The following is an 11,578-nucleotide window of genomic DNA, read 5'->3' as shown; positions in this document are numbered from 1 at the left end:
AAATCATGGAAATTATCTTAGTTTTAGCATCACTTGTGGTCTTTGCCACCATCTATACCGGTTTTGTCTATATCGAGCGCGGCACGACAAGCGACAAAGCCGGCTTGAAGAAAGTTCTGCGTACCAACCTGTCCGTCTTTATCCCTGTCATCGTGGCAGCCTTTGTCATCTTGGCGCCAAAAGCTGCTGAAGCGGCAACGGCACCGACGCCGGTAAATGGGCTGGGTCTTATTGCGGCGGCACTTTCCACCGGCATGGCAACCATTGGCACGGGTTATGCTGTAGGCATCGTCGGCTCCGCAGCTCTTGGCGCCGTCTCTGAGGACGACTCCATCTTAGGTAAGACCCTGATCTTTGTCGGCCTTGCAGAAGGGATTGCCATTTACGGACTCATTATCTCCATTATGATTCTAGGTAAACTTTAATGAAGTCTTTAGCCATTATGACCAACTTCGAAATGGTGGTGGCGCTTCGCATGAGCGGCTTTGAAGGCCATTACTGCAAAGGGGAAGAGGAGTTGCGAGACGTGTTTAACAGCGCGCTTTCGAACCCTGAGGTGGGGATGATTCTCATCTCTGAAGCGGACTTCAACATCATTTCCGAAGAGGTTTTAGCGGCCAAGTCGAAGAAGCGGGGGCCGCTTATTGTCACCATTCCCGGACGGGAAGGCTTTAAAGACAAAAATTTCATTATGAAGTACGTCAAAGAAGCCGTAGGAATAAAACTGGACAGGTGAGTTTATGATTTATATTGAAAACAAACTTGAGATGTTTGAAAATGTGGTCTATAAGAATCGGGTCACGGAATATGAGCGCAAAAAAGCTCAGTGGGACGAGGAAAAAGAACGCATTCAAAAGGATAAAGCGGCGGCGCTCGCCAGGGAGACGGAGGACATGGTGGCACGCCGGTCCAAGCTTGCCAGGGAGTTGGGCAATGAAGACATTGCCAAAGCCAAGGAACGTCGCCGAGTGTTGGAGCTACAAGTTATGGATGAGCTTCAGGAAGACCTCATTGAAGCCGTGCGGGAGCGGGTCAGCAAGTGGACTGCGACGGAAAACTACCACGCCAAACTCATAGACGGCATCAAGGTCACCATTGATCATTTGAAACCCGGCACCTATTATATGGGACTGACGGGTCGGGATATGGAAGCTTATTTTGATGAGATTCAAACACTGGGCAGAGCGAAGCAGCTGCACTTTATCCCGGTTGTGGAAGAGGACAGCATCATTGGCGGACACATCGTCACGGATGAAGCCAAGACTTATAATCTCAACAACGACCTTTATACGTTGATTGAAGAGACGCGCTACGACATCGGTATGCTGCTGCATAAATTGTTTAAGAAGGAGCGGGGCAATGACTGAAGCTAAAATTATTGAAATCAACGGCCCGGTTGTGGTCGGCGAACCCATGGGCTCCTTCAGTATGCGTGAAATGGTCCAAGTGGGTAAGAAAAAGCTCATCGGCGAAGTCATCGCCGTTGAAGGCGAGCGGGGCATTGTTCAGGTTTACGAAGATACGGAAGGTCTGAAGCGGGATGAGCCCATCTATGCCACCGGCGCACCGCTGTCGGTGCGCTTGGGACCGGGCATGATTGGAGCTATGTTTGACGGGATTGAGCGGCCGCTGAACCGTATCGAATCCGCTCACGGCGCGTTCATTCCCGAAGGCATCGGACTGATGAATTTGGATCTGGAAAAGACCTGGCACTTTGTTCCGACGGTGCATAAAGGCGACAAGCTTTCAGCCGGTGCGATTATTGGCACGGTCGCGGAAACTTCCATGATCACCCACAAGATCTTACTGCCGCCCCATGTGGCAGGTACGGTAAAAAAACTGAGCCGTGAAGGCGACTACAACATCATCGAGGACATTGCCGTCATTGAGACGGAGCATGGGGAGGTACCGGTGCAAATGAGTCACGAGTGGCCGGTGCGTGTGCCGCGTCCTGTAAAAAACTTTGAGGACACCAACACCCTTCTTGTCACCGGCCAGCGCGTTCTCGATGTGTTCTTTCCCATCGCCAAAGGCGGTACGGTAGCCATTCCGGGTTCTTTCGGTACAGGCAAGACCATGACCCAACATCAAATTGCCAAGTACTGTGATGCGGACATCATCGTCTACATCGGTTGCGGTGAACGGGGCAACGAAATGACCGAGGTGTTGGAAGACTTTCCGAAACTGGTGGATCCTTACTCCGGCAACCCGCTGATGGATCGAACCATTCTTATCGCGAACACGTCCAATATGCCGGTAGCCGCTCGTGAAGCGTCGATCTACACCGGGATCACCATGGCCGAATACTTTAGAGATCAAGGGTATGATGTGGCGATGATGGCGGACTCTACGTCCCGTTGGGCGGAAGCGCTGCGTGAAATTTCCGGACGTCTGGAAGAGATGCCGGCAGAAGAAGGCTATCCGGCCTACCTACCAAGCCGCATTGCGGGGTTTTATGAACGGTGCGGCCTGGCGGAGACCTTAAGCGGTGAGACGGGTTCGGTGACGACCATCGGCGCCGTCTCACCGGCAGGCGGGGACTTCTCCGAACCGGTCACTGAAAACACACGGCGTTTTGTCAATACCTTCCTCGCTTTGGATAAGGATCTTGCCTACTCCAGACATTATCCGGCCATTCACTGGCTCAATTCGTATTCCGGCTATGTCCCTCAGCTGTCCAATTACTATGACAACCGACTGGAGGGGGATTTGCCTGAACTGCGGCGCAAGTTCTTAAAAATTTTGCATGAGGAGTCCAAACTTCAAGAGATCGTCATGTTGGTCGGCGAAGATGTCCTGCCGGACAATGAGCGTTTTACGTTGGAGATCGCGAGGATTGTCAAGGTGGGCTTCCTGCAGCAAAACGCCTTTCATAAAGTCGATACCTTTGTGCCGTTGGAAAAGCAGTACGAGATGCTTCACACCATTGACGTCCTCTATGAAGAAGGCATGAGCGTTTTGAACATGGGGGTCAGCATCAACGAAGTCAAGGACGAGAAGCTGATTGCCGACATTGTGAATATGAAGTATGACATCACGAACGACGACTTTGCACAGTTTACGGTGCTGAACAACCGCATTCGCGAATACTATCGCAACTTGCGTATGCAATATGGACAGGAGGATGAGGCATGAGAAAAGAATACTTGCTTTTAGATAAAGTGCAAGGTTCGATGATTGAACTCTCCGGACTGCACCATGTGGCCTTCGGCGAGATTGTGGAAATTAAATCCGAGGGCAAGGACCCGGTGGTGGGACGGATTATCGGTATCGTTCGAGACAAAGCTGTGGTTCAAGTCTTTGGGGAGTCCATGGGCATCTCCACGACCAATACTAAGGTCATCTTTGAGGGCAAGCCTTTTGAAATCCCTCTCTCGGGAGACATTCTCGGCCGTGTCTTTAACGGCATCGGACGGGCCAGCGACAAGGGCGGCCCCATCTATGCGGACAAGAGCTATAATGTCAACGGTCGTCCTATGAACCCGGTGGCTCGTGAGTATCCGCGCAACTATGTGGAAACCGGGATTCGCGGTATTGATGCCCTGATGACCCTCATTCGAGGGCAAAAGCTGCCGATCTTTTCCGGTTCCGGTCTGCCTCACAATGAGCTGGCGGCGCAGATTGTCCGTCAGGCGCACACCGCTGACGGCGACAGCGATTTTGCCGTTGTCTTTTGCGGCATGGGACTTAAGCGGGAAGTGGCGAGCTATTTTATCGACAACTTCTTGGAAGCCGGGGTTATGGACAAGGTGGTCATGTATTTGAACTATGCCGATGACCCGATTATGGAGCGGATCATTGCACCGAAGTGTGCACTGACGGCGGCGGAATACCTCGCCTTTGAAGAGCACCGTCATGTGCTGGTTATTATGACTGACATGACCAGCTACGGCGAAGCGCTTCGGGAAGTGAGTTCACAGCGCTCGGAAGTGCCGTCGCGCAAAGGCTATCCGGGGTATCTCTACTCCGATCTTGCCGCCATCTATGAACGGGCGGGGATGATTAAAGGCGTGGAGGGGTCTGTGACCTTGATTCCGATTCTGACCATGCCGTCTGACGACATCACCCATCCGATTCCGGACCTTACCGGCTATATCACCGAAGGTCAAATCGTACTCAGTCGGGACTTGAACAGTCAGGGGATTTATCCGCCGATTGATGTACTGCCGTCCTTGTCGCGTCTGATGAAGGACGGCATCGGTGACGACTACACCCGTGACGACCATCCGGACGTGTCCTCACAGCTCTTCGCATCGTATTCCCGCGTCATCGAAGTTCGAGCTTTGGCTCAAATCATTGGCGAAGAGGAATTGCCTGAGGGCGACAAGAAACTGTTGGAATTTGGTCGGCGGTTTGAAGAGGAATTTATAGGACAGGACTTTCACGACAACTCGTCCATGGCTGCGACGTTGGACAAGGCATGGGAACTGCTCCACGTGCTTCCTGAAGAGGCCTTGGAACGGATCGACCCTAAGATCAAGGCGAAGTACTACTGATGGCAAAAAAAGTTACTGCAACGAAAGCAAATTTAATCAAAGTCAAAGAGTCCCTTGCCTTTGCGAAGAAGGGTTACAGTCTGCTCGATAAAAAGCGAACCGTGCTCATTCGTGAGATGATGCGCTTAAATGAGCGGGCGGAAACCATTCAGGCGGAGATTGAAGCGGCCTTTAAAAAGAGCTACGAGGCACTGACTATGGCAAGCGTCACCATGGGCTGGGAAGCAGTGGTGGATTTGTCGCTCTCCATGCCCAAAGAAGAACCCTACAGCTTAGGGTATCGGTCGGTTATGGGTGTGGAGATCCCTGAGGTGCACTACCGTAAGCTCAATCCCAAGAGCACCTTCTCCATTTATGAGACGACCTTTGCCTTTGACCAGGTGTATCTCGAGATGAACGCCCTGAGAGAAAAAGTCTATGAGCTGGCGGAAGTGGAGACCAGTTTGTACAAGCTGGCCAAGGAGATAAAAAAGAGTGTGAAGCGTGCCAACGCATTGGAAAAAATTCAAATTCCACGCAGTGAGAAGACCCTTCATGACATTGAAGACGTCCTTGCGGAAAAGGAGCGGGAGGATTTCTTCCGGCTTAAGCGCGTGAAACACAATACACAAAAATAGTTATGGAGGAGGGTAACCTCCTCTTTTTTTGTATGGAGTGGAAAGCCGTCGGCCTTCACGATACAATAGAGAGTATAGGAGGGACAGCCATGAAGCGAGACATTTTTCAGATGATACAGGACAAGCGGGAGACGGTGTCGTTTGCCATGCCCGGGCACAAACATCGAGGTGCCTTTGACTTCACCTTGTATGATGACACCACGGAGGTGATCGGTGCAGACAATCTGCTGAATCCCGAGGGGTGCATACTGGAGAGTGAACGCCGTTTGGCCGCGCTCTACGGCGCCGAAGAGAGCTACTATATCACCGAAGGATCGACACAGGCCATGCGTGTGGCGCTTTCGATGTTGACCCGACGGGGAGATAGGATTCTCATGCAGCGCAACTCACACAAATCCGTCTACAACGCTGTCATTCAAATGGGGTTGGAGCCGGATTATCTCTTTTGCAAGTATGATGCTGAGCACGGCGTGCTTCTCGGAGTGATGCTTGATGATCTGGAGGCGAAGCTGAAGTCGGACTTGGGGATACGAGCTGTGGTCATTACCAGTCCGGACTACTTTGGCCTTATTCAGAACATCAAGGCCATTGCCGAACTGGTGCACCGTTACGGAGTCCGACTGATCGTCGATGAAGCTCACGGCGCGCATCTGGCCTTTACGTCGCTAAAAGGGTTGAGTGCTGTACCCTATGCGGACTGTACGGTGCAGTCCACCCACAAGACTATGCCGGCTCTCACCGGCTCCGCGCTCCTTCATACCAACGGCATACCGAGAGATAGGTGTATTAAACATATGGCTTTTGTGATGAGCACGTCGCCGTCATACCTGTCCATGCTTTCCTCTGAGTATGCTGTGGCCTATTGTGATGCCAACAGGGAGGGCTTTAGCCGGGCGGCGGAATTGATTCACACCACGGCAGAGCATTTGAACGGGGCCATCGAGGTCTTGAGGGTACGGGATGAGAGTATTGTGGCGGTGGATCCGATGAAACTTGTCTTTCGCACGCGGGGATGCACCGGGCTTGAGATTGAGAATGAGCTCTCAATAGGATATAATATAGATTTAGAGATGGGGGATTTAAATTATGCCCTTGCCATGGTCAGTCCACTGAATACCCCGGGGGATTTCAGGGCTCTCGAGGCGGCCATCAGGGAGGTGAGTCGCGGCGACTTTTTGCCCATAGCGACAAGCTATCGCACTGTGGCGCCGTGGGAAGCCATGCCGATGGATCAGGGATTTTTTGCCCCAAGTGAATACATTGATATCGATGAGGCTGAAGGGCGCATTGCCGCAAACATGATCATGCTTTATCCGCCGGGGACGCCTATTGTGGCGCCGGGGGAGGTCTTTACTAAAGACGTGCTGACGGTGATGGGAGCGCACAGACGGCTCATCGGAGTCAAAGAAGGAAAGTGCGAGGTAGTATGCAACTCTTTATAGCCTTTGAAGGACCGGACGGTTGTGGGAAGACCACCATCGCAAGTCGCATCACAGAGACCCTACAGGCCGACTATGACGTCGTCAGGACGAGGGAGCCGGGAGGCACGGCGATATCTGAAACGATTCGCAACTTGATATTGGACAATCACAACGTGGCCATGACAGCACGCACCGAGGCGCTTCTCTATGCGGCGGCTCGGGCTCAGCACACTGAAGAACTCATTCGTCCGGCACTTGATGCGGGCAAGATCGTCATCACCGAGCGCTATGTGATTTCCTCGTATGTCTATCAGGGGTTTGCAAGGGGACTTGGTGTGGAGGCTGTCAAGGCGATCAATGCTTTTGCCACGGCACAGCTTAGACCCGACATCACATTTATCTTCGACACGAAAGCACAACGCAGTGTTGAACGCAAACTCATGCTCGGCGCCGACCGCATGGAAAATGCCGGAGCGTCCTTTCATGACTCTGTGGCTCAGGCCTATCGCCATTTTTATGACGACGACGGCGTGGTGGTCATCGATGCCACCCAATCCATTGACGAGGTCTATGCAGCGTGTATGCGCGAAATTGAAACGAGGTTATCATGAAACTGATTTTATCCATTGTCCAGGATGTGGACGCAGACAATGTAGTGGAACGCCTGACTGAAGCGGGCTTTCGCGTCACACGAATGAGCACCACCGGCGGCTTTTTAAAGAGCGGCAACTCAACCCTTCTCTCCGGCGTTGAGGATGAGCAGGTGAGCGCGTATCTGAGCTTACTGCAAAACAATGCGAAAACTCGTGAAGTCACCCGAACAGTACAGACTATCAGCATTCCGGGCACGGCTCTGATGCCTACGCCTGTACGGGTCACGGTGGGCGGGGCGACCGCCTTCGTACTGAACATTGTTGATTTCAAGAAATTTTGAGGTGACACTATGAAAATGATGATTGCCATTGTGCAGGATAAATTTATCGATAAACTGATGAGCACGTTCTATGATGCTGAAATCTATGTGACCAAGATCGCATCGTCCGGCGGCTTTTTCAAAAACGGCAACACGACGCTGCTTCTCGGTGCGGAAGAAGAGAATCTGGAAAAAGTCTACAAGATTTTCAGAGAGATCACCGAAGCTGAAGAAGTGGATACGGCACGCGGCCGAGTGCAAGTCTCCGGGGCCACGATCTTTGTGGTGGATGTGGAAGACAGTTTGAGAATCTGATGTTTCGATTTGTAGGCAATGACGGCGTGGTGAGCGCATTGGAGCGTGACTTGAAATCCGGGAACATCGCTCACGCCTACCTCTTTGTAGGCACACCGGGAATCGGCAAGTTCACCTTGGCGAAGGAATTCGCCGGGCGCATTGCCTCCGATGCGGCGGACATCACAGTGGTGCGCGGTGACACCATAAAAAAAGAGACCATCGAAGGGATTGTGGCAGACAGCTACATAAAGCCTTACAGCGGACGCTATAAAGTCTATCTTATCGACGGGTTTGAACACGTGAGTGTGAGCGGGCAAAATGCGTTGTTAAAGACCTTGGAAGAGCCTCAGGCGCACGTCAAAATCATCCTCACTGCAGGGTCAACGGAAGGCGTTTTGCCGGTGATTGTCTCACGCTCCCGAGTCATCCGCTTTAAAGACGTGGGGGATGCACAGATAGAAACCTTTTTAAGGGAGAATTTGGCACTGGGAGAGGCCAACGCCAAGCTGTTTTCAAGAATCAGCGCAGGCTCGGTGAGGCGGGCACTGGAGTATGGTGAAAACCCCGGCGCGCTGGAATTTCGCGCGCGGTGTCTTCGGGTGATTGACCGACTGCTCAATTTGAGTAACCCCTTTGATGAGATGGCATTTTTTAATGAGCACAAAGATCAGTTGGAAGAATTTTTCAGCATCTACAGTCTTTTTTTGAGGGACATCATCTTCAACAACCTGAACGTCCCCGATGCCATTATCAACATCGACGCCATGGCCTTTATAGAAAAACAGCATCTGAGCACGGAAGAATGTCTCAGTCGCTATCAAGCCATTCGCAAGACCCGACGCTACTTACGGGACAATACAAACTTTGAGCTCGCAATAGGAGGGCTTTTAATTGGAAAATAAAGTACGAGTACTGGGGATTCGTTTCAAGAAAAACGGAAAGATCTATTATTTTAATCCGGCGGATTCCGGCGCCGAACTGAATGATCATGTCATTGTGGAGACGGCTCGGGGTTTGGAATACGGCACAGTTGTCACGGAAAAGACCATCGATCCGACCTCGATGAAGTCGGAGCTGAAAAAGGTGGAGCGCATTGCCACGGACGAGGACACGGCTCAGCATATCAACAATCGCAACGGGGCTAAGGAAGCTCACCTGGTCTTTGAAGATCGTGTAGCGCACCATCACCTTCGCATGAATCTTATCAATGTGGAATACACCTTCGACCGCTCCAAACTTCTCTTCTATTTCACCGCCGAAGGACGTGTCGATTTCAGAAATCTGGTGCGCGACTTGGCACAGATTTTTAGAACGCGCATTGAACTGCGTCAAATCGGTGTGAGGGACGAAGCGAAAACCGTGGGCGCGTTGGGGTGCTGCGGTCGAGAGACGTGCTGTTCTTCCTTTTTGAGTGAATTCAGTCCCGTCTCCATTAAAATGGCTAAAGATCAGGGGCTCTCCTTAAATCCCACCAAGATTTCCGGCGTGTGCGGCCGACTGATGTGCTGTCTGCGCTACGAACAGGAAGGCTACGAGTGTATCATCAAGCGGATGCCGCGCCAAGGCGAGTTTGTGGAAACCCCTCAAGGCAAAGGCACCGTGGTAGGCACCTATACCATTCAGGAGTTGGTGAAAGTCGCCTTTAATCATGGGGACGAAGTGGATTACGGCATCTTTGATCTGGACGACATTAAGCGCACCCGAAAAGTCAACCGCGCCTTTAAAGTGAACAAGTCCGAGTTGAAAGATGATGTGGCGACGGATCAGGATTTGAAGGCTTTGGAGCAAGAATGATGCGCATCAAAGAGCTGTGTCACACACTGTACTTAAAACTTCATACAGCGCTCTCATTGCGCTACACGAAAAAAAACACAGCATACCACATCTGTGTTTTTTTCCTTGCCATGGTAGCGGCGAGCAGTTTTTATTACTACTTGGAATTTCTGCCTCTACCGACTCCTGTTCAGTATGGAGTGATGAGCCTGGGATTTTTTCTGATCTTTGAACTCGGGACGGCGCTGCTTCGGCTTGTGACAGGGTGCCTGCGCCAACTGACATCGCAAAGCCTGGCGCTCATGGTACTGAGCCTTGCCGTGTGGGGTGTCACCTTACACACCATGGCGGACACGTTGGATCTGGACGATCTTCACGTTATTTTTGCAGCCGTGTGCCTCAGTGCGCTCACCACACTCTTTACCCGAAGTCTTGCCGCCGTGAAAAACGGATACGGCTTGCCGAAGCTCACCTTATTTGTCACAGCTCTTGGCCTAGGTCTTATCGCTGCTGCGAGTTTCTACCCCGGTCGCGCCACCCTCACCAAACACTTCAAAGGCACGAAAACCCTGGATGCACCCATTCTGTTTGCCGCATCCCACACGGACTATGAGGGACCCGGCGTGAACCTCAACAGTCTGGTTCACGTGGAGAGCTTTGACAACAAAGTCCGCCGGGCATACTTCGGCCGAGGCTTTGACAATGTGAAGATGGCAGGCAGGTTGTGGTTACCCGAGACAGATCAGCCTGTGCCTCTTGTGGTACTCGCTCACGGCAATCATCGCTTCACCACGGCAAGTCACCTGGGCTATGATTATCTCGGCAGCTACTTGGCGCGTCGCGGTTATGCCTTTGCCAGCGTGGACATGACCATGTTAAACAGTGCCTTTAAGTTGGGCATCGGCAATGAAAACGACGCCCGGGCAAAGCTGCTGACGGATAACGCTACCTATCTTATACACGACAGTGACTATGCCAAGGCTTTAAGCGGCGAGGTGGTCTTTATGGGACACTCTCGAGGCGGCGAAGCGGCGGCAATTGCCGCAAGTTTTGCCGAACTGCAATACAATCCCGACACCGGCGACAAGCTGGAACGCACCTTGAAACCTCGGGGCGTCATCACCCTTGCCGCCACCATGGGTCAGTACGAGCCGTCGGGCAAACCCCTCACCCTGCACAACAACCTTCTCGCCATTCACGGCGCAGGAGACACCGATGTGGACAACTTTGAGGCGCTTGGGCTGTATAATCGCACCGTGCCACCGCAGGGAGGGCTCAAGTCCGCCGTGTACCTTGCCTACGCCGACCATTCCAACTTCAACACCACATGGGACTACGACACCGATCCGCCCGATGCGTTCTTTTTAAATCACGCTCAGCGTCTGGAACAGGCGGCGCAGCAAACCGTGACTGAAGAGCTGGTACTGGCCTTTTTAAATCAAATCTTTTACCGTGAGACGCCGCAGGATTTTTTTCAGGTGCCTGAAACCTACGAAGGTTTTGAGTACGGTGTGTGGAGTCGAGTGGCCTACCCGGGTGCCCGACTGCTTGCCGACTTTGAGGAAGACTACGACCTGATCACATTTCCCTACGGCAGTGTGCGCTTCTCGGGAAGTGTCACTGAAGAAGGGGATGACGCCTTTGACGGTACGGCGCTTCGTCTCAGCAAAGGAGCCAGCTATACTCTGGACTTTAGCGAGCCCGTACAGGCCGCAGCCTATCTCAGTCTGGACATTAAACCCGAAACCGACTCGGAACGGGACTTTGAAGGCGTGGATATCACAGTGGAAGATAAATCGGGGCACACCCGAACCGTCAACACCGACACCTATCGCCGTCCTCTCGGCGAGGTGACCCATGTGCTGTACAAGTCCGACCTCATCACCCACGCCGCCAATCACAGAAACGGTTTTGACACCGTGCGAGTTCCCCTTGCCGATGCTACACGTGACGGGACGGTGGCGCGGATCACATTAAAGGCCAAAGACAGTGCATTCATCGACACAATTTCTCTGACCGACTGAAGATTTTTGATTGATATCATCCATTAAGGGTATGTAG

The 11,578-nt window shown here is 52.2% G+C and carries 13 protein-coding genes; all 13 read left to right on the top strand.

Annotated elements, in window-relative coordinates; translation table 11 throughout:
- Window positions 1-5 precede the first annotated feature (5 nt).
- Window positions 6-425 (top strand): ATP synthase subunit C, encoded by a 420-nt coding sequence (locus O6R05_RS07120; RefSeq protein ID WP_271191298.1) that lies wholly within the window; start codon window positions 6-8, stop codon window positions 423-425.
- Window positions 425-736, top strand: coding sequence for a V-type ATP synthase subunit F (locus tag O6R05_RS07115; RefSeq protein ID WP_271191297.1), 312 nt, complete (start codon window positions 425-427; stop codon window positions 734-736). Before O6R05_RS07120 ends, O6R05_RS07115 begins: the two co-directional genes overlap by 1 nt.
- 4 nt (window positions 737-740) lie before the next feature.
- On the top strand, window positions 741-1,367 hold the full coding sequence (locus O6R05_RS07110) for a hypothetical protein (RefSeq protein ID WP_271191296.1): 627 nt from the start codon (window positions 741-743) through the stop codon (window positions 1,365-1,367).
- On the top strand, window positions 1,360-3,135 hold the full coding sequence (locus O6R05_RS07105) for a V-type ATP synthase subunit A (protein ID WP_271191295.1): 1,776 nt from the start codon (window positions 1,360-1,362) through the stop codon (window positions 3,133-3,135). The genes O6R05_RS07110 and O6R05_RS07105 overlap by 8 nt, the downstream gene beginning before the upstream one ends.
- Window positions 3,132-4,496, top strand: a complete 1,365-nt coding sequence (locus tag O6R05_RS07100) for a V-type ATP synthase subunit B (protein ID WP_271191294.1) — start codon at window positions 3,132-3,134, stop codon at window positions 4,494-4,496. The genes O6R05_RS07105 and O6R05_RS07100 overlap by 4 nt, the downstream gene beginning before the upstream one ends.
- The gene (locus O6R05_RS07095; protein ID WP_271191293.1) at window positions 4,496-5,113 is read left to right on the top strand and encodes a V-type ATP synthase subunit D; all 618 of its coding nucleotides are present in this window, start codon (window positions 4,496-4,498) and stop codon (window positions 5,111-5,113) included. The genes O6R05_RS07100 and O6R05_RS07095 overlap by 1 nt, the downstream gene beginning before the upstream one ends.
- 89 nt (window positions 5,114-5,202) lie before the next feature.
- The gene (locus tag O6R05_RS07090) at window positions 5,203-6,555 is read left to right on the top strand and encodes an aminotransferase class I/II-fold pyridoxal phosphate-dependent enzyme (RefSeq protein ID WP_271191292.1); all 1,353 of its coding nucleotides are present in this window, start codon (window positions 5,203-5,205) and stop codon (window positions 6,553-6,555) included.
- Window positions 6,540-7,145 (top strand): dTMP kinase, encoded by a 606-nt coding sequence (tmk, locus tag O6R05_RS07085; protein WP_271191291.1) that lies wholly within the window; start codon window positions 6,540-6,542, stop codon window positions 7,143-7,145. The genes O6R05_RS07090 and tmk overlap by 16 nt, the downstream gene beginning before the upstream one ends.
- Entirely contained in the window at window positions 7,142-7,468 is a 327-nt protein-coding gene (locus tag O6R05_RS07080) for a cyclic-di-AMP receptor (RefSeq protein ID WP_271191290.1), read from the top strand. Before tmk ends, O6R05_RS07080 begins: the two co-directional genes overlap by 4 nt.
- A gap of 9 nt (window positions 7,469-7,477) precedes the next feature.
- Complete coding sequence (locus O6R05_RS07075) at window positions 7,478-7,762, top strand: cyclic-di-AMP receptor (protein ID WP_271191289.1); 285 nt, start codon at window positions 7,478-7,480, stop codon at window positions 7,760-7,762.
- Window positions 7,762-8,646 (top strand): DNA polymerase III subunit, encoded by an 885-nt coding sequence (locus tag O6R05_RS07070; protein WP_271191288.1) that lies wholly within the window; start codon window positions 7,762-7,764, stop codon window positions 8,644-8,646. The genes O6R05_RS07075 and O6R05_RS07070 overlap by 1 nt, the downstream gene beginning before the upstream one ends.
- Window positions 8,636-9,538, top strand: a complete 903-nt coding sequence (locus O6R05_RS07065; RefSeq protein WP_271191287.1) for a PSP1 domain-containing protein — start codon at window positions 8,636-8,638, stop codon at window positions 9,536-9,538. The genes O6R05_RS07070 and O6R05_RS07065 overlap by 11 nt, the downstream gene beginning before the upstream one ends.
- Window positions 9,535-11,541, top strand: coding sequence for an alpha/beta hydrolase family protein (locus tag O6R05_RS07060; protein ID WP_271191286.1), 2,007 nt, complete (start codon window positions 9,535-9,537; stop codon window positions 11,539-11,541). Before O6R05_RS07065 ends, O6R05_RS07060 begins: the two co-directional genes overlap by 4 nt.
- Window positions 11,542-11,578 lie beyond the last annotated feature (37 nt).

Origin of the sequence: Peptoniphilus equinus (assembly GCF_027921445.1) — a bacterium.
GTDB classification, from domain to species: domain Bacteria; phylum Bacillota; class Clostridia; order Tissierellales; family Peptoniphilaceae; genus Peptoniphilus; species Peptoniphilus equinus.
This window is presented reverse-complemented; position numbering and strand designations above follow the sequence as displayed.

Bases quoted from the DNA above. Each gene is read 5' to 3' on its own strand.
- O6R05_RS07080 (WP_271191290.1), top strand. From the start codon at position 7,142: ATGAAACTGATTTTATCCATTGTCCAGGATGTGGACGCAGACAATGTA.
- O6R05_RS07090 (WP_271191292.1), top strand. From the start codon at position 5,203: ATGAAGCGAGACATTTTTCAGATGATACAGGACAAGCGGGAGACGGTG.
- O6R05_RS07095 (WP_271191293.1), top strand. From the start codon at position 4,496: ATGGCAAAAAAAGTTACTGCAACGAAAGCAAATTTAATCAAAGTCAAA.
- tmk (WP_271191291.1), top strand. From the start codon at position 6,540: ATGCAACTCTTTATAGCCTTTGAAGGACCGGACGGTTGTGGGAAGACC.
- O6R05_RS07105 (WP_271191295.1), top strand. From the start codon at position 1,360: ATGACTGAAGCTAAAATTATTGAAATCAACGGCCCGGTTGTGGTCGGC.
- O6R05_RS07070 (WP_271191288.1), top strand. From the start codon at position 7,762: ATGTTTCGATTTGTAGGCAATGACGGCGTGGTGAGCGCATTGGAGCGT.
- O6R05_RS07075 (WP_271191289.1), top strand. From the start codon at position 7,478: ATGAAAATGATGATTGCCATTGTGCAGGATAAATTTATCGATAAACTG.
- O6R05_RS07115 (WP_271191297.1), top strand. From the start codon at position 425: ATGAAGTCTTTAGCCATTATGACCAACTTCGAAATGGTGGTGGCGCTT.
- O6R05_RS07060 (WP_271191286.1), top strand. From the start codon at position 9,535: ATGATGCGCATCAAAGAGCTGTGTCACACACTGTACTTAAAACTTCAT.
- O6R05_RS07120 (WP_271191298.1), top strand. From the start codon at position 6: ATGGAAATTATCTTAGTTTTAGCATCACTTGTGGTCTTTGCCACCATC.
- O6R05_RS07100 (WP_271191294.1), top strand. From the start codon at position 3,132: ATGAGAAAAGAATACTTGCTTTTAGATAAAGTGCAAGGTTCGATGATT.
- O6R05_RS07110 (WP_271191296.1), top strand. From the start codon at position 741: ATGATTTATATTGAAAACAAACTTGAGATGTTTGAAAATGTGGTCTAT.